Origin of the sequence: Mesorhizobium qingshengii (assembly GCF_900103325.1) — a bacterium.
Classification (GTDB): domain Bacteria; phylum Pseudomonadota; class Alphaproteobacteria; order Rhizobiales; family Rhizobiaceae; genus Mesorhizobium; species Mesorhizobium qingshengii.
This window is the reverse complement of the sequence record NZ_FMXM01000017.1, coordinates 44,039-62,169: the sequence shown is the minus strand read 5'-3', so window position 1 is coordinate 62,169 and position 18,131 is coordinate 44,039. Positions and strand designations below refer to the sequence as shown.

At 61.6% G+C, this 18,131-nt stretch carries 14 protein-coding genes and 1 pseudogene; 6 read left to right on the top strand and 9 right to left on the bottom strand.

What is annotated here, in order from left to right; genetic code table 11:
- Nucleotides 1-149: 149 nt before the first annotated feature.
- From BLS48_RS23955 to BLS48_RS23915, 9 genes and pseudogenes are all read right to left on the bottom strand, one after another.
- Entirely contained in the window at nt 150-1,745 is a 1,596-nt protein-coding gene (locus BLS48_RS23955) for an acyl-CoA synthetase (protein WP_091583031.1), read from the bottom strand.
- Nucleotides 1,742-2,911, bottom strand: a complete 1,170-nt coding sequence (locus BLS48_RS23950; protein WP_091583028.1) for an acetyl-CoA acetyltransferase — start codon at nt 2,909-2,911, stop codon at nt 1,742-1,744. The genes BLS48_RS23955 and BLS48_RS23950 overlap by 4 nt, the downstream gene beginning before the upstream one ends.
- 80 nt (nt 2,912-2,991) lie before the next feature.
- The gene (locus BLS48_RS23945) at nt 2,992-4,356 is read right to left on the bottom strand and encodes an aminotransferase family protein (protein ID WP_167365232.1); all 1,365 of its coding nucleotides are present in this window, start codon (nt 4,354-4,356) and stop codon (nt 2,992-2,994) included.
- Nucleotides 4,357-4,393: 37 nt separating this feature from the next.
- The gene (locus BLS48_RS23940) at nt 4,394-5,116 is read right to left on the bottom strand and encodes a TetR/AcrR family transcriptional regulator (protein ID WP_167365231.1); all 723 of its coding nucleotides are present in this window, start codon (nt 5,114-5,116) and stop codon (nt 4,394-4,396) included.
- A 98-nt stretch (nt 5,117-5,214) separates the two neighbouring features.
- On the bottom strand, nt 5,215-6,066 hold the full coding sequence (locus BLS48_RS23935) for an ABC transporter ATP-binding protein (protein ID WP_208604664.1): 852 nt from the start codon (nt 6,064-6,066) through the stop codon (nt 5,215-5,217).
- Complete coding sequence (locus tag BLS48_RS23930) at nt 6,047-6,997, bottom strand: ABC transporter permease (RefSeq protein WP_167365230.1); 951 nt, start codon at nt 6,995-6,997, stop codon at nt 6,047-6,049. Before BLS48_RS23930 ends, BLS48_RS23935 begins: the two co-directional genes overlap by 20 nt.
- Nucleotides 6,998-7,008: 11 nt before the next feature.
- Nucleotides 7,009-7,974, bottom strand: coding sequence for an ABC transporter substrate-binding protein (locus tag BLS48_RS23925; RefSeq protein ID WP_091583014.1), 966 nt, complete (start codon nt 7,972-7,974; stop codon nt 7,009-7,011).
- A gap of 198 nt (nt 7,975-8,172) precedes the next feature.
- On the bottom strand, nt 8,173-10,083 hold the full coding sequence (locus BLS48_RS23920) for a putative bifunctional diguanylate cyclase/phosphodiesterase (RefSeq protein ID WP_091583011.1): 1,911 nt from the start codon (nt 10,081-10,083) through the stop codon (nt 8,173-8,175).
- Nucleotides 10,084-10,303: 220 nt separating this feature from the next.
- Nucleotides 10,304-10,707, bottom strand: a pseudogene (locus tag BLS48_RS23915) (DDE-type integrase/transposase/recombinase); the annotation flags it as partial.
- Between the two features lie 104 nt (nt 10,708-10,811).
- Here BLS48_RS23915 and BLS48_RS23910 point away from each other — a divergent pair.
- The 6 genes from BLS48_RS23910 to BLS48_RS23885 all read left to right on the top strand — a co-directional run bounded on the left by BLS48_RS23910 (nt 10,812) and on the right by BLS48_RS23885 (nt 18,122).
- Entirely contained in the window at nt 10,812-12,059 is a 1,248-nt protein-coding gene (locus BLS48_RS23910) for an MHYT domain-containing protein (protein WP_091583203.1), read from the top strand.
- A 172-nt stretch (nt 12,060-12,231) separates the two neighbouring features.
- On the top strand, nt 12,232-13,095 hold the full coding sequence (locus BLS48_RS23905) for an FAD binding domain-containing protein (protein ID WP_091583200.1): 864 nt from the start codon (nt 12,232-12,234) through the stop codon (nt 13,093-13,095).
- A 12-nt stretch (nt 13,096-13,107) separates the two neighbouring features.
- Entirely contained in the window at nt 13,108-13,608 is a 501-nt protein-coding gene (locus BLS48_RS23900) for a (2Fe-2S)-binding protein (protein ID WP_091583007.1), read from the top strand.
- Nucleotides 13,605-16,025, top strand: a complete 2,421-nt coding sequence (locus BLS48_RS23895) for an aerobic carbon-monoxide dehydrogenase large subunit (protein ID WP_091583004.1) — start codon at nt 13,605-13,607, stop codon at nt 16,023-16,025. The genes BLS48_RS23900 and BLS48_RS23895 overlap by 4 nt, the downstream gene beginning before the upstream one ends.
- Nucleotides 16,026-16,032: 7 nt before the next feature.
- A complete protein-coding gene (locus BLS48_RS23890; protein WP_091583001.1) occupies nt 16,033-16,920 on the top strand; it encodes an AAA family ATPase in 888 nt (295 codons plus the stop codon).
- Nucleotides 16,917-18,122, top strand: a complete 1,206-nt coding sequence (locus BLS48_RS23885) for a vWA domain-containing protein (protein WP_091582998.1) — start codon at nt 16,917-16,919, stop codon at nt 18,120-18,122. The genes BLS48_RS23890 and BLS48_RS23885 overlap by 4 nt, the downstream gene beginning before the upstream one ends.
- Nucleotides 18,123-18,131: the final 9 nt, after the last annotated feature.

Genomic DNA, 18,131 nt, shown 5'->3' with positions numbered 1-18,131 from the left:
AGCCGGGAAGCAGACATCCCAATCTACAGGGGTGGGCCTTGATTGAGCCGCGTCCACCTTGAGCCACAATTGCTTCGCCTGATCGCAGACATTCGGAAAGCGCGCGCGAGGTTTACAGTCTGACCAGAAACCGTTTGTGTTGGCGTCGACTAGGTTTGACTGGCAAGCAAATCTCTAATCGCCTTTTTGGCAACCTTCCCATAACCGGACTTTGGCAGCTCGCTCCAGAACACATACCGCTTCGGCAGCTTGTAGCGGGCAATCTTGTCCTGCAGCCAGGCGTCAACGTCGAGCGTTGCGACATCAGTGCCAGGCGCAGCAACACAAACCGCAACCCCGATCTCCCCCCAGATTGGGTCGGGAACCCCCAATACGGCCACTTCGCCGATGCCGGGAAGGGTAAGGATCTTCTCCTCGATTTCGCGCGGGTAGATGTTGGAGCCACCGGAAATATACATGTCCGATGCCCGGCCGGTTATGTACAAAAAGCCTTCACTATCCATGTGCCCGACGTCCCCGGTGCGGAACCAGCCATCCAGAAATGCCTTCGCGTTCGCTTCTGGATTGTTGAAATATCCAACAAAAACGGCAGGCCCGATAACGCAAATTTCTCCGGTCTCGCCGAGTGAGCGCTCTTTGCCATCAGGGGACTTGATCGCAACCTGCATCCCTGTTCGCTCAAAGCCACAAGTGCCGATCCGCGCACCCGCGCCATCACCCAATCGATGGTGATTGGGCGGGAGAACCGTGATGTTGCCTGTCACCTCGCCAAGACCGAAATATTGGACCAGCACAGGGCCGAGCTTCGTCAGGGCCTGCTCCTGGTCCGTGCGATACATCGGGGCTCCGGCATAGATGACGTGGCGAAGCGATGAGTGGTCATACCGATCCACGGCAGGATGCTCGACGAGCATCTTGAGGATCGTCGGGACGGTGAAGACGTTGGTGATACGCCACTTTTCGATCAGAGCCCACGCCGCGTCGATGTCGAATCGGTCGGTCGCCAGCAGCACTGTCTTGGCGCCTCGCGCCACTTGCGTCAGTTGGTGAACGCCCGCCCCGTGAGAAAGCGGTGCGACCACGAGCGAGGCGTCCTCCTCAGTGGTTCCGGGCATGAGATCGCAAAGGTGGTTTGTGATAACGAACGCCATCTGGCCGTGCGTCAGCACAGCCGCTTTAGGCCGGCCCGTTGTGCCCGAGGTGAATAGGAACCAGCAGGGGTCGTCCCGGTCGACAGCTGCCGTTTCGACCGGCCTGCCGTCGTGCTGCGAAACGATCGTGTCGTAGTCGGGACCGAATGCGGATGCGCCGATGGATATGAAGAAGCGAAGAGGCGCACTGGAGGCAGCGCAAGCGCTCTGATGATGCGCAAACAAGTTGCCGCAGATCATTCCGACGGCGCCGCTCGCCTCTGCCTGGTAGCTTACTTCTTCGGGTGTCTGCCGGAAATTTGTGGGAACCCATATCGCACCGATGCGGAAACAGGCGAACATGGACTCGAACATCTGATTGCAGTTTTGCGACTGCACGAGCACGCGATCGCCTTTCTTGACCCCATAGATTTCAGCAAGGGCAAAAGACATCGCATCGATCCGCCGATCAATCTCCCGCCATGTCCAGCTCTTGTCTCCCCTGACAAATCCAATCCGTTCGGGAAATCGCCGAGCCGCCTGGGTGACGAAATGCGAGAGGTTCATCACCCGCGTCGACACCGGTTCAATCGGACCTGCAGTTCCCGCCTTCATCGCACCCGCTCCAGGATCGAGACGTAGTTGGTGACAGCGGCACCGCCCATATTGAAGACGCCGGCAAGGCTGGCATCGGGAACCTGCATTCCGCCAGCCTCGTTCATCAATTGTTGCGCCACCATCACATGCATGGAGACGCCGGTCGCGCCGAGCGGATGGCCTCTCGCCTTCAGGCCGCCGGACGGATTCACCGGCAGCCTGCCGGAGCGCTCCGCAACCCCTTCGCGCACGATGCGAAACCCTTGACCTCGCAACGCTAAGCCCATCGCCTCATATTCGATCAATTCGGCAATGGTGAAACAGTCGTGTGTCTCGACAAGATCGAGATCATCCATGGTCAACATGGAGGTGTCGAGCGCCGTTGCCCAAGCGCGCCGCGCACCGTCAAAGGCGGTCGGATCGCGCCGGCTCAGCGCCATTACGTCGTTGGCATGGCTTCTGGCGCGAAATGCGATCGCACGAGACATGTGGGCCGCTGTCTCCTCGTCCGCTATGACGATAGCTACAGCCCCATCTGACACCAGGGAGCAATCGGTTCGCCGTAGAGGGGCGGCGACATAGGGATTGCGCTCCGATACCGTGTTACAGAACTCAAAACCCAGATCCTTGCGCATATGCGCAACCGGATTGGCGACACCGTTGCGATGGTTCTTCGCGGCGATCATCGCCAGTTCCTCGGATCTGTCGCCATGGCGCTGGAAATAGGCCTGCGCGATGCGACCGAATACGCCCGCGAAACCACCCTCCACGTCCGCCTCTTCCTTGCGATAGCAGCCAGACATCAGGACATCGCCAACCTCGCTGGAAGGCAAGCCGGTCATCTTTTCAGCGCCGATCACCAGAGCGATCCGTCCGCGACCGGCCTCGATGAAATCGAGTGCACCAAAAAGAGCGGCTGAACCCGTCGCGCAGGCATTTTCGAAACGCACAGCGGGGGTCGCGGCAAGGCCGTGATGACTCATGCCGACAAGTGCCGCCTGAAAATCCTGACGCGAAAAGCCGTTGTTGTAGACGCCAACGAAGATGCCATCGACGTCGGCGGATCCGACGCCGGCATGGTTAAGTGCCGGGCCAACGACTTCCGCCATTAGTGTTTCGGTGTCGGGCGCGCCGGACTTGCCGAAATTGCTGTGAGCCCACCCGATCATCTGTGCTTTGCCCATGCCTCTTCCTTTCGGCACTCGACGAGCGCCGTTCAATCAGCCCGTTTCTTGCCTTGCGGCATTCCCTGCCGCCACTTCGCTCAGGCGCTCGCGCGCAGTCCCGGCAGCGCCGAAATCTCGCTCTCGAAAGCGCGGATACCGGCGGTGAACGACTCCATCATTTCCTCGATTTCCGCTTCGCTGATCGTCAGGGGAGGACAGACCATCAGCCATTCTCCAAACGAACCGCCGGCGGTGCGCCGAGAGAACAAGAGCAGTCCGTGGTCGCGGCAGATCATTCCTATCCGCTCGCTCGCCCGCATTTCCGCTGGGAACGGTTCCTTGGTGACCTGGTCCGCGACGATCTCGACGGCCATGTGCAGTCCAAGTCCGCGAATGTCGCCGATGATGCCGGTCTTGCCCTTGATGTCCTCCAATCGGGACTTGATCAGCGCGCCCAAATTCCGCGCCCGCTCCATGAGACCGTCTTCCTCGACAACCCTCAGAACCATGTCGGATGCAGCGCAACTGACTGGATTGGCTGAATAGGTGTGGCCGTGCTTGAAGCCGCCGGAACGGCGCACATCGCTCACCATGTCTGCCGACGCCAGGACCACGCCGAGTGGTGCATAGGAGCCGCTGACGCCCTTTGCGAGCGTGACGATATCGGGCCGGCAATCCGGCCAATGATGGCCGGCGAGAAACTTGCCCGTCCTGCCAGCGCCGCTCATGATCTCGTCGTAGATCAGCATGACGCCATAGCGATCACATATCTCCCGGATGCGGGTGGAATAGCTGTCCGGGGAAACCAGGGCTCCGGTCGACACGCCACCGACTGGTTCGATCATGAAGGCGAGGATGGTTTCGGGACCTTCCCTGAGGATCGTTTCTTCCAGCTGCCGCACACAGCGGTCGACGACATCCTGTTCACTTTCGCCGGCGGGGCGACGATACATCAGCGGCGCATCGATCTTTGGCATGTCGACAAACATCGGCTTGTAGGCCGCCGCATAGTCGGGGTCACCAGTGATGCCCAGAAGCGCCGTTGTCGCGCCATGATAGGAAGGGATGCGGCTGATGATCTTGAAACGTGAAGCCTGACCTCGCGCCACCGCTACCTGACGCGCGAATTTGATCGCGGCCTCATTGGCCTCCGAGCCGCCGGAGACGAAGAACGCGGCGCCATAATTCCAGTTGCTCAAGCGCTCGAGTCTGGCGGCAAGCCGCTCATTCGGGTCGTTGTCCCATCGCATACTGTGCGCGTAGATGATGCGCCCCATCTGGTCGCGCATCGCTTCCAGGACCCTGGGATGGGCATGGCCGACATTAACCGAAATGGCGCCCGACGATCCGTCGAGCAGACGGCGACCGGTGCTGTCCCAGATATAGACGCCCTCACCACGGACGACTTTCGGGAATTCTTTCGTGCCTTCGGGCGTGATGAAATGCTGATAGCGCAGTGTCATGAAAGTCCTCGCAATGTTGCCTGCGTGACGGGTCTTTTCAGGACCGCTTGGCAGGGTAAGAGAAACCATTGAGTGGGGAATTCGCTGTCAGCAGCTTCGGGTCGGGGTCGGATCCAAACAGCATCCGATGGCGGGTAAAGGCCAGGAGCTCCGCCACGTGCTCGTCATTGCGCGGATCGTCGGGGAACGCCGCGCCAAAAATCTCGTCGACATAGATACGGGTCATGATCTCGTCGGCGAACGCACTCGTTGCGTGCCCAATAAATCGGTCGAACGCTGAGGGAACAGGCTGCTTCGCATGATCCCTCGCGATGGCCGAAAGTATTTCCGCCCACTGAGCTGTTAGCCTCAGCCAGACCGCGTTGGCTTCCGCGTCCTGACGCTTCATCTGGAACAGCGACCGGAAGAACATCCGACGGCGGCGGAACGCTCCCACGATTTCGATGAATGTCGCCTTCATCTGGGAGAACAGGTCGACAAATTCGTCGCCCTCGGGAATTGCCGGCGCGATGTCGACCGCGGCGAACTCCGAGAAGACCTCAAGCACCAGGTCGCGGATGCTGTCGAAATGCAGGTAGAACGTCCCTGCCGCGACCTTTGCCTTGCCGGTGACCGAGCCAATCGTGAGGCTGGCAAGGTCGCTTTCGGTCAAGCAATCGAACGCCGCCCGCTTCAGTTTTGCGCGTGTGCGCGCGCTCTTGCCTTCGCCACCCGCGCCCTTGATCTGCGCATTGAGCGCGGCGACGTAGCGATCACCCAATGCCAAATGCGCTCCGGCGGAGGCCGCCTGGCTGCGGCCTGACGAGATTCCAGCCGGCGAGGCATTTGGCGCGTTCCGATCCGTCATCTTGTCCCTCATCAGGAAGCCGCCGCGAGGAGCGTGCGGTCAGGCAGTGCCTCACCGACCAGTCTCTCGAATTGGCCGGCAAGCTCGGCCAGGTCCAGCGCTGCTTTCTCCTCACCAGACAGATCCATCACCACCTTGCCGCGATGCATCATCAGCACTCTATCGGTGTGGCTGAGCGCATGACCAAGATCATGCGTGACCATGACCGTGGTGATGTCTTGCGCGCGCACGATCTCCTCGGTGACGTCAGCCACGATTTTTGCGCGCTTGGGGTCGAGCGCCGACACATGCTCATCCAGCAGCAGAACGCGCGGATTGCGGACCGCGGCCATCGCCATCGCCACTGCCTGGCGCTGCCCTCCGGAGAGAGTGCCCGTCGATTCGCCGAGCCGATCTTCCAGTCCCATGCCAAATCGCTGAAGCGCGCTTCTCGCGGCCAGCCTCACGCCATTGCGGTCATAGCGGCGAAGGCGGAAGGCACGCTCCCGTCCCATCACGGCCAGTGCGAAATTCTCCTCGATACTGAGCGAGGAAAGCACGTTGTGCTCGGGGTTCTGGCGAACGAGCGCAATCTTGGAAGCCCTCTGCCACGAGGGCTTCTCGCTCATGTCCTCGTCGTCAATGGTGAGCGACCCTTCATCGAGGAGCAATGTCCCCATGAGGATGGAGAGCAAGGTGGACTTGCCAGCGCCGTTGGAGCCGATCAGCGCAACGTAGGAGCCGCGTGCGATATCAAGGGTCAGATCATCCAGCGCGGTGAAGACTTCCTTTTTGCCAAGGCCGGCAAAGCGCTTCGTCGCGTTGCGAAGACGAATCGCTGGTGGTGCGCCACCAATGCGTCGCTCAGAGAAGGGTGGTGACACGATCGTTCTCCAAGAATTGCACATGTTTGCGCCGACGGGCCCGCCAGCCTTCGAAGCCGGAAATCGTGAGCGTGCCCTTTCCGTGGATGCGCGCCGCGATAAAGGCGAACACCAAAAGCGCGGTGATCAATCGAACGGAGTTGGGCGGAATGCCCATTCTGAGGCTGAGCGCCACGATGCAGCGATAGATGATCACGCCGACGATTACGGAGGTCACCCCGACAGCGACTTTGTCGGAACGGATGACGCTGGTCCCGATCGTCAAGGCTGCCAGGCCGACCACGATCACGCCGCCCTGGATGGAGACATCCATGAACCCCTGACTCTGCGCCACCAACGCCCCGGATGCGGCCGCCAGCGAGTTGGCCAGCATGAGGCCAAGAACCTGATGCATCTCGGTGCGGATGCCGAGACTTCGCGCGGTCTGTATGTTCAACCCACTTGCCCGTGTCGCCAGGCCGTATCCGGTATGCAGAAGCCAGACCAGGAAGGTGGCGAAAATCAGGGTCACACCGCCCGCCACCAGGATCGAAGCGGTCTGGTTGCGGAGCCCCAAATTCTCGGCCCAGGTGAACAACGTATCCACCCGGACGAGAGAGACATTGCCTGTGCCCATCACCGCGATGCTGACGGACCACGCTGCCGTGGTCATCAGAATGCCCGCGAGGAGAACGTTCATCTGAAGGATCACGTGCAGCAGGGCCGTCACAAGTCCGGCAAGCGCGCCGGCGCACATGCCGAGCAGCAGGGAGCTGATTGGATCGACGCCCATGAGAAGGCTGCTCGCGGCAGCCGCGCCGCCAAGGCCGAACGAGCCTTCAAGCGTCAAGTCCGGCAAGCTGAGCACGTTGATCGCCAGGTAGATGCCAAGCGCTAGCGGTCCATAGAGGAGCCCAATCTGGGCTCCGATCACGAGCACATCGATCAGCATCAGCATCCGCCTCAGTAGGTCTTGACTGCGGAGGTCATCATAGTCTCAGGGATCTTGAGCCCCAAGGCGTCGGCTTCGGTCTTGTTGATCTCGAAGCCGGCAATCTGGGGAATGACAACCGGGGTCGTGGCGGGGTCAGCGCCCTTCAGCACCGCCACGACAAGGTCGGCTGCCTTCTGCCCGACAGTGATGTAACTGTAGCTGCCAGCCAGAATCGCGCCGCCCTTGACTGCATCGGTCGTGCAGCCGAACACCGGAAGTTTGGCGTCCTTGGCGACCTTCAGCGCTCCTGCCATGCCCGAGATCGTTGTCGTGTCGCAAGGGAACTCGATCGCCTGAACGCGCCCCACAAGCGACTGCGCCGCCTGGGTGGTTTCGCCGGCATTGGCAATACCCGCCGTAACGTGCTTCAAACCCTTGCGTTCGATGTGCGCTACAGCGCGCGCAGCCAGCGGATCGCCCGCGGGATCGCCAACCTTGTAGATAAGACCAATGGTCTCGATAGTCGGCACGATACTCAACATGCCGTCGATTTCCGATTCAACGGGAAGAGGATCCGAAACGCCGGTCATATTACCGCCAGGCTTGTCGAGGGACTGAACGATGCCCGCCTCGACTGGTGTGGATACGCCGACAAACACCACAGGCACAGTCTTGGTCGCCTGCTGTATGGATTGAGCGGCGGCGGTGCCAATGACCACGATAAGATCGCAGCCACCATTGGCAAATTGCTGCGCGATCGTCTGTTGTGTTGCGGCATCAGCCTCGGGGTTCTGGATATTTTGAACCACCTTTTCACCACCCGAAGCCTTCAAGCCGTCATCCATGCCTTTCAGAATGTCATCAATGACAGGCGCCGACGCATATCTGTTCACACAGACTGTTTTGCCAGAAAGCGCTGCATCCTCTGCCTTCGCAATTCCCGAGCCTGCGAGAGTCAATCCTGCAACCGTCGACAGTGCGATCAGTGACTTCATGTTAGTTCCCCATGTTTGGCGCGCCTTTTTAGCAGCGCTTGTCTCTTTCAATTATGAAAATGAATACAGTTTCATAATTTGTCAATCCGCACAGCCAAAGATTTGCTGACGGAGGCCTTATCAATGGCCCGGCGCCTCGGGGCTCGCCGCGGTCTTGATGCTGAGAAGCGGGGTCAGCTGCGGCGGTGCCGGGTGCCCTCACAACTCCTTAACCTGCTCTTTTACTGCCAAATCAAGCGCTTGGCTCAGAGGCACCGCCTTGGAGAATAGGAAGCCCTGAGCGGTTCTGCAGCCAAGCTTGTACAGAGTTTGCCGATCTGCCTCTGTTTCAACGCCCTCGGCCATGACCTCGATCCCGAGAGTCCTACCAAGATCGACCACCATCTTGACAAGCAGCCGGTCCTCCCGGGATTTGGCCAAGCCGCGAATGAAGCCCTGGTCAATTTTCACCTTGCTTATCCGGCTGTCCTTGAGCCATGCCAACGTGGAAAAGCCGGTGCCGAAGTCATCGAGCGCGATGGAAATGCCGGCATGTGAAAGCCGCCCGAGCTTTTCATCCACTCTGTCCGGGTCCACTGGGGCATCTTCGGTAATCTCGATTTCGAACATCGTTGCAGGGAGGTCTTTTGCCGCCAGACCATTCAGAACCATGTCGTCGATATCGCCGGCCTCCAATTCGCGCGGTGAAACATTCATCGCCACACGAACATCACGACAGTCAGCTTTCACCAAGCCGTCGATAAGAGCACAACAGTCGGCGAATACCCTTTGAGTTAGCAGCTCAAGCATTCCGGTTTCGCGCGCGGCTGTCATGATTTCGGGTGGAGAGATCGCACCATGAATCGGATGGGACCACCTTAGCAAGGCTTCAAAACCGACCACGGCCTCGGTGTCGAGTCTTACGATGGGCTGAAACCAAGGGCCCAAGCTTCTCGTCTCTATCGCCGAATGAAGGTCGCGTTCGACGGACTGGCGGCGTTGCAGTTCCCTGTCGAGTTCGGCATCGAACAGGCAAAATTCGTTCCTGCCACGACGCTTGGCGGTGTAAAGGGCGACATCCGCCCGCAACAACATTTCCGTCAGTCTCGGCCTTTCAGCCAAGTATATTCCTATAGATGCACCGATCCGGACGGACGCGACCTTAGGATAAGGGCGGGCAACTTTGGCTATGATATTGGATGCGAGGTGACTGGGAGGAAGTGAATTCCTCGGTAAGGGAAAAAACAGCACGAATTCATCGCCGCCGATGCGGGCGAGCGTTGAGCCTTCCGGTGCTTCCTCCTCTATCCGGCGGGCGATCATGACGAGCAGTTCATCACCGGTCCTGTGACCGTAGGTATCGTTGATGGATTTGAAACCGTCCAGATCAATCAGCATTGCAACGAAGGGGCCGTCTGTGTTCTCGAGCTGATCGATTGCGTGTTCGAGGCCCCGCCTGTTGAGAAGCGCCGTCAGGTGATCCTCCCTGGAATTGCGCTCCATTTCCGCCGCAAGCCGCTCCGCCTCATGTCTCAGGCGGCTTGCTTCGCGGAAGCGTGCTTGCCCCACGAACGAAACTCGAACCAAGCCACCCATGAAGAGCAGAACCGTGAACGCCAGAATATAATCTTCAAAGTTGCCTTTCGCCGACAGACACCCCGCCGCGATGAGGAGTGGCGGCGTGATGAAGTTGGTCGCTGTCGCGGCATATGAACTGCCGTATGTAGCCGCACCAGCTGAAATGCCCGCCAGAATAATCAGATGCAGCGGTGCTTGAGGTGTCGTGTATCCAGCGGTAAGGACAGCAACAAAGGACCAGGCAATCCCTGCCAGAAGAGCAAGGATGGCAAACCAGCGAAGCCGCTGCGAAACCCCTATCAGATCGTCCTGGTGCCCCGTCCCTCCAAGTTTTAGCTGATAACGGGCGAGTGCAAGGCGGGCGGCGTTTATGGCATTGACGACCAAGAACCAGATCGCGGCGGCAAAGCCGCCGCCAGAAAGGGCATGCACTGTCAATATTAGGCCTGATAGGATAGCGCTTATCGGCATTGACACGAAGAGACCGGCCCTCAGGTCAGCAAGCTGATCCTGAAGGACTCTGGCCTCCAGCGCGTCCTCCTTAAGGGCCATGACTAGTCAGCTCGCTTCCCATGCCTCTTCGCAACGCAAGCTTATGCAAGCCCACTGAAGGATGGGTTACTATTCAGCGGGGTATAGGCCTTCTGGGTCCCTCAGCCAAGAAAGTCAGTGGCGAAGCCTTTGTCGCGTGCCATTTGTATGGGGTCTTCCTCAATCTGTCTGGTGATCGAGAACATGGATCTGGCCTGCTGCCGGTTTTTCGGACACAAGGTCAAGCCAGCATGGCTTGTTGCGCGAACTCGACGGGGCTCAGATCGCCCAGTGTCGAGTGCCTTCGCCCAGGTTGTATAAGCGCTCGATATAATCGAACACGTCCGCCCTCGCGTCATCCCTCGTCCTTTAGACCTTGCGGGCCGCCCGCTCGGTTTTGAGCGACGAGAAGAAGCTCTCCAATCGCAGCATTGTCCCAGACGTTGCCCCCGACCGGCTCATCGAGCAGGTGATGCCCTGGCCGGCCATCGGGCGCTGGAACTGCTCGCTCGTATATTGCGATCCCTGGTCGGAGTGATGCAGCAGCCTGTCGGGCTTTCCTCTGCGCCAGAACGCCATGATGAGGGCGTCTGTGAGTTGCGCCGTCATCTCTGCCTTCATCGCCCAGCCGACGACACGGTGGGAGAGCCGGCACGTTCCGTCCCCGTCATTGTCAAGCTAACCGTCGCGCATATAGACTTCCGCGCAGGGAGGCGCCCGCCGGGAGGAAAGTGCGGGCCGGAACCGACATGTTCGCTGGGCACAACCCATATCTGGTGGCGCTCTCAGTGGCGATTGCTGTTCTGGGTGGCTATACCGGCTTCGGCCTAGCGGCCCGGGTGCGCGGCGCTTCCGGCGCCCGTCGCCGTCTGCTGCTGGCTGGCGCTGCCGGCTTCCTGGCAGTTGGCATCTGGACCATGCATTTCATCGGCGTCATGGCAGCGCCTATCCCCGCCGATGCCACCTACCTGGTGCTGCCGACAATCGTCTCGTTCCTGATCTGCGCGCTGGTCGTCGGCGTGTCGCTATTCTTCGTCAGCGTTGGCGAGCCTTCCGACGGGCGCGTCACGGCCTCGGCACTTTTGATGGGCGGCGGCATCGTCTCGATGCATTATGTCGGCATCCACGGCCTCGCCGGTTCCTTCAACATCGAGCATGAGCATGCCATGGTGGTGCTGGCCGCCCTCATTGCCGTCGGCGCCGCCTATGGCGGCCTGCGCATCTTCCTGGCGCGGCATGTCGGCCGGCGACTTGCGCTCAGCGCGGTTGCCTTCGGGCTGGCGGTGTCGGGCATGCACTATACGGCGATGTTCGGCATGCATTTTCGCTCGGCACCCGAGCTTGCCCATGCTGCTGGTGGGCTGGTCGCGTCACCGCAAGTGCTGGCGCTCGTCGTGTCGCTGCTGTGCTTCGTGCTCGCGGCGGGCTTCCTGCTGTTCCTCGTCCCCGAGCCGCGTCGGCGCGAGGCGCCGGACATGGCCACCGCGGACGATGGCGAATTGCCGATGTCGGCGACCGACATGCTGGTTGCAGGCGCTTTTGCGACCTCGAACGGGCACCCGCTCCGCCCAGGCCAGCGCGTTGCCGCCGCACCGCTTGGCGGGCTGGGCCAGCCGCGCCCGGTTCCGGCGTCGCGCATGCCGGTCGAGGGCGCGGACGGCATCCACTTCATCGATGTCGCCGATGTAAGGGGTGTGCGTGCCGATGCGCACTATACGCTGGTTCATGACGGCACGCGCGAACGCATGTCGCCATGGTCTATCTCGGAGGCGGAAACGCAGCTCGACCCCGATCTATTCCTGCGGGTGCATCGCAGCCATATCGTCGCAATTCCGCATGTCAGCCTGGTACGCAAGGAAGGCGACGGCGCTGTTGTCGAACTCGACGGTCCGGCGCCACACCGGGTGCCGGTGAGCCGCGTCAAGATCGCGGAACTCAAGGCCCGGCTCGGCCTTGCCGGGCGCAAGGCGCACCCGCCGACAGGTCGCGAATATTGACGCAGTTCGTGCGCATAAAACCGCGTTTCGTGTGAATTTCCGCCCCTCGTGACGTCCGAAAGGGCGCCTCATTGCGCGTGCACCCAACGCGCCGCAGCCTGCGGCAACGTCCTCGCCCAATGCGAGATTTGCCCACAGGGAAGTTGGCGACGAAGGGCGAATGGAGGAGATGATGATCCCGGGTCCGTTCAGCTATCACAGGCCGTCGAGCGTCGCCGATGCGGTCAAGCTGCTGGTGTCGCTCGGCGACGAAGCCCGGCCGCTGGCGGGCGGCCACAGCCTGATCCCTATGATGAAATTGCGACTGGCGACGCCGGAACATCTGGTCGACCTGCACGGCATTGCCGGGATCAAGGGCGTGCGCCGCGATGGCAGCACCATAGTCATCGGCGCCATGACGACGCAGCACGATCTGTTGGCGTCAGAAATGATCTCGAAGTCGCTGCCGATTCTGCATGAGACCGCGCTGGTAATCGCCGACCCGCAGGTGCGCTACCGTGGCACGGTCGGCGGCAATGTGGCCAATGGCGACCCCGGCAACGACATGCCGGCGCTGATGATGACGCTTGGCGCCAGCTACACGCTGCAAGGGCCGGGCGGTACGCGCTCGGTGGTGGCGCGAGATTTTTATCAGGGCGCCTATTTTACCTCGCTGGAGCCCGGCGAGATCCTGACCGCCATCGTAATTCCGGCGCCCGCGTCGGGCCATGGCTACGCCTATGAGAAGCTGAAGCGCAAGGTCGGCGACTATGCAACGGCGGCTGCCGCCGTCGTGCTGACGATGTCCGGCGGCAAGGTGGCGACCTGCGCGATCGGGCTCACCAATCTATCCGAGACGCCGCTGCTTGCCGAGGAGGCGGCCAAGATCGTGATCGGCACCGGCCTCGACGAGGCAACCCTGAAAAAGGCGGCGGCGGCCGCGGAAGAAATCATGTCGCCGGCGGCGGATGGGCGCGGCCCGATTGAATACCGCAAGAGCGTCGGCGGCATCATGGTGATGCGTGCCTTGAAGCGCGCCGCCGCGCGTGCCGGCTGAGGAGGAGCGAAAATGGCCAAGACCCATATCACCATGAAGGTCAACGGCGCCGAGGTCGAAGGCCTCGTCGAGCCGCGCACCTTGCTGGTGCATTTCATCCGCGAAAACCTGCAACTGACCGGCACCCATATCGGCTGCGAGACGACGCACTGCGGCGCCTGCACCATCGATATCGACGGCATGTCGGTGAAGAGTTGCACCATGTTCGCAGTGCAGGCGCAGGGCTGCGAGATCATGACGATCGAGGGCGTTGCCAATGCCGATGGCACGCTGTCGGCGCTGCAGGAAGGCTTTCGCATGATGCACGGTCTGCAATGCGGCTTCTGCACGCCGGGCATGATCCTGCGGGCACAAAGGTTGCTGCAGGAGAATGCTTCACCCAGCGAGGAAGAAATCCGCATGGGGATCTCAGGCAACATCTGCCGCTGCACCGGCTACCAGAATATCGTCAAGGCGATCCAGTACGCCGCGGCCAAGATCAACGGCACCGAATTCAAGGAGGCCGCCGAATGAACGACATGGCCCCGACGCGCGAACAGCGCGAAGCAAAACTCGAAGGCATGGGCTGCAAGAGGAAGCGTGTCGAGGATGCGCGCTTCACGCAGGGCAAGGGCAATTATGTCGACGACCTGAAGCTGCCGGGCATGCTGCATGGCGATTTCGTCCGCTCGCCGCATGCGCATGCACGGGTCATTTCAATCAATTCGGAAAAGGCGCTGAAGGTGCCGGGCGTGCTGGCGGTGATCACCGCCGAGACGCTGAAGACCGTCAACCTCTCCTGGATGCCGACGCTGGCCGGCGACGTGCAGATGGTGCTGGCCGACGGCAAGGTGCTATTCCAAAACCAGGAAGTCGCCTTCGTCGTCGCCACCGATCGCTACGCCGCCGATGACGGCATCAACGCCGTCGAGGTCGAATACGAGGCGCTGCCTGTGGTCATCGATCCGTTCAAGGCGATGGACAAGGATGCGCCGGTGCTGCGCGAGGATCTCGTCGGCAAGACCAGCGGCGCGCATGGGCCGCGCAAGCACCACAACCACATCTTCGAATGGACGGTGGGCGACAAGGACCTGACCGACGCCGCCTTCCGCAAGGCTGATGTGACGATCAAGGAACTGATCTCCTATCACCGCACGCATCCGTCTCCGCTAGAAACCTGCCAGTGCGTGGCGTCCTTCGACAAGATCAACGGCGACCTGACCATATGGGGAACGTTCCAGGCGCCGCATGTCATCCGCACCGTGGTGGCGCTGATCGCCAGCCTGCCGGAGCAGAAGATCCATGTCATCTCGCCCGATGTCGGTGGCGGCTTCGGCAACAAGGTCGGCGCCTATCCCGGTTATATCTGCGCGGCGGTGGCCTCGATCGTCACCGGCAAGCCGGTCAAATGGGTCGAGGACCGCATCGAGAACCTGACCGCGACCTCGTTTGCCCGCGACTATCACATGACGACGGAAATCGCGGCGACCAAGGAAGGCAGGGTCACCGGCCTGCGCGTTCATGTGCTGGCAGATCACGGCGCCTTCGACGCTTGCGCCGACCCGTCGAAATGGCCGGCCGGCTTCTTCAACATTGTCACCGGCTCGTATGATTTCCCGACCGCGCATCTGTCGGTCGATGGCATCTACACCAACAAGGCGCCAGGCGGCGTCGCCTATCGCTGCTCGTTTAGGGTGACGGAAGCGGCCTATTGCATCGAGCGCGGCATGGACATCCTCGCGCAGAAGCTCGGCATGGACCCGGCCGAACTGAGGTTGAAGAACTTCATCAAGGCTGAGCAGTTTCCATACCATTCGGCGCTCGGCTGGGAGTATGATTCCGGCGACTATCACACCGCCATGAAGATGATGATGGAGACGGTCAAATACGCCGACCTTCGCAAGGAGCAGGCGGCGAAACGCGAAGCCTTCAGGCGCGGCGAAACACGCGACATCATGGGGCTCGGCGTCTCCTTCTTCACCGAGATCGTCGGCGCCGGCCCGTCGAAGAATTGCGATATATTGGGGATCGCAATGTTCGACAGCTGCGAGATCCGGTTGCATCCGACTGGCGCCGGCATTGCCCGCGTCGGCTCCAAGAGCACCGGCCAGGGCCATGAGACGACTTGGGCGCAGATCATCGCCACCGAGATCGGCCTTCCCGCTGACAACATCAAGGTCGAGGAGGGCAACACCGACACGGCGCCCTATGGGCTGGGCACCTACGGGTCTCGCTCGACGCCGGTAGCCGGTGCGGCCATCGCCATGGCGGCGCGCAAGATCAAGGCCAAGGCGCAGATGATCGCCGCCTACCGGCTGGAAGTCCACGAGGACGATCTCGAATGGGACATCGATGGTTTCCGGGTGAAGGGCCTGCCGGAAAAGACGATGTCGATGAAGGACATCTGCTGGGCGGCCTACAATTCGGTGCCGCCGGGCATGGAGCCGGGGCTGGAAGCGGTGAGCTATTACGACCCGCCCAACATGACCTATCCGTTCGGTGCCTATATCTGCGTCATGGACATCGACGTCGACACCGGCGTCTACAAGGTGCGGCGCTTCTATGCGCTGGACGATTGCGGCACCCGCATCAACCCGATGATCATCGAGGGCCAGGTGCATGGCGGGCTGACCGAGGCCTTCGCCATCGCGATGGGGCAGGAGATCCGCTACGACGAAACCGGCAATGTAGTGACCGGCTCGTTCATGGACTTCTTCATGCCAACCGCGGTCGAGACGCCGCATTGGGAGACCGACTTCACCGTCACCCCGTCGCCGCATCACCCGATCGGAGCCAAGGGCGTCGGCGAAAGCCCGAATGTCGGCGGCGTGCCGGCCTTCTCGAACGCCGTCAACGACGCCTTCTCCTTCCTCGGTTCGACGCACATCCAGATGCCGCATGATTTCTGGCGCAACTGGCAAGCGGCGAAACGGCTGGGAGCGGTGGGGTAGGGTCCTCATGACCCTGTCCCGTGACCAGATCGCCGCGCGGCTCGCCGAGGCCGGCTATATCGCCGATGGCGAACTCGCTACCGCGGTCTCGCTGATGCAGCTGCTGAAGCGCCCGCTGCTGCTGGAGGGCGAGGCGGGCGTCGGCAAGACCGAGGTCGCCAAGGCGCTCGCCAGCGTGCATTCAACCGAACTGATCCGCCTGCAATGCTATGAGGGTCTCGACCAGGCGGCCGCCCTCTACGAGTGGAACTACCAGCGTCAGCTGCTGGCGATCGAGGCGCACAAGGTGGAGGCGGGCGGCGTGCGCATGGCCGACATCGAGGATCAGATATTCTCGGAAAAATACCTGCTCGAACGGCCGCTGCTGGCGGCCATCCGCCGTGAGAGGCCGCCCGTGCTCCTGATCGACGAGGTCGACCGCGCCGACGAGGAGTTCGAGGCCTTCCTGCTCGAACTCCTGTCCGACTGGCAGGTGTCGATCCCCGAACTCGGCACGATCACGGCGGTAAGCATCCCGCATGTCGTGCTGACCTCCAACGGCACGCGCGAACTGTCCGACGCGCTGCGGCGGCGCTGTCTCTACCACTATGTCGATTATCCCGATGTCGATCGCGAGGCGCGCATCATCACCGCGCATTTGCCGGCCGCCGGCGCTTCGCTATCGCTGCAGATCGCCCGCATGGTCGAAAAGATCCGCAAGGAGGAATTGCGCAAGGTGCCGGGCGTCGCCGAGACGCTGGACTGGGCGGCAGCCTTGGTCGGGCTCGACGTGCGCGACCTGCGCGAGGCGCCCGAGGCCGTGCACGAGACGCTGATGTGCCTCTTGAAGACGCGCGAGGACAAGGCCAGGTTCAAGCCGGAAGTTACACAACGTCTGCTGGGGAGGGTCGCATGAGCTGCTGCGGTACACCTCCGGGCTATGAGGAACTCGACGAAGTCTCGAAATTCGTCTCGTCTAAGCTGGCCGCCTTCCTGCGCACCCTGCGCGACAACGCCTTTGCCGTCGGCTTGCGCGAGGGCCAGGACGCGGCCGCGCTGATGGCCGCCGGCTATGCACAAAAGCCCGACCTGCTGCGCTCGGCCTTCAAGCACCTGTTTTCGGCGCGCAAGGCCGACTGGGAGATTTTCGACGGGCTGTTCGATGCTTTCTGGCTCGGCAAGCGGGTGCGCTCGCGCTCGCTGGTGAGCGGATCTGCCGCGCCGCAGAACAATCCCTCGGTCAAGAACCTACGGGACAACACCGCCGGAGCGGACGGGCAGGGGACGCTCGACCAACTCCCCGTCGACGACGCTGGCGATGGTTATGGTCAAGGCACGGGCCGCAAGGAAGGCGCCTCACGGGCGGAAGATCTCGCCGAGACGGATTTCCGCAAGATCGCCGATCCCGCGCAGATGGAGGAGGCGCATGCCGTGGCCGCACGGCTGGCGCGGGCGATGCGCACGAAACTAACGCGCCGTGACCTTGCCCGCCGTCGCGGCTACCAGCTCGATCTCAGGCGCACCATCCACCGTAACATCAGCCATGGCGGCGTGCCGGTCAGCCTGGTCAAGCGCCGCCGTAAGCAAAAGCCGCTGCGGCTGGTCATGCTGCTCGACGCGTCGGGCTCGATGAGCATGTACACGGCTGTGTTCCTGCGCTTCATCCATGGGGTGCTCGACGAGTTCCGCGAGGCTGAGGCCTTCCTGTTCCACACACGGCTTGTGTATGTCTCCGACGCGATGAAGGAGCGCGACGCGCAGCGCGCGCTCGACCGGCTGTCGATGATGGCGCAAGGGGCGGGCGGCGGCACAAGGATCGGCGAGTGCCTGGCAAATTTCAATCGCTGGCATGCGGCGCGCACCATCCATTCGCGCACCTGCGTGATGATCGTTTCCGACGGCTACGAGACCGGCGACGCAACCCTGCTCGGTCGCGAGATGGCGCAGCTCGAAAAGCGCTGCCGGCGCATCGTCTGGCTGAACCCGATGATGGGCTGGGAGGGCTACTCGCCCGAGGCCGCCGGCATCAAGGCGGCCATGCCGCACATCGATCTCTACGCACCTGCGCATACGCTGAAGAGCCTCGCCGACCTCGAACCCTATCTCGCGAACCTCTGACGGAGGGCT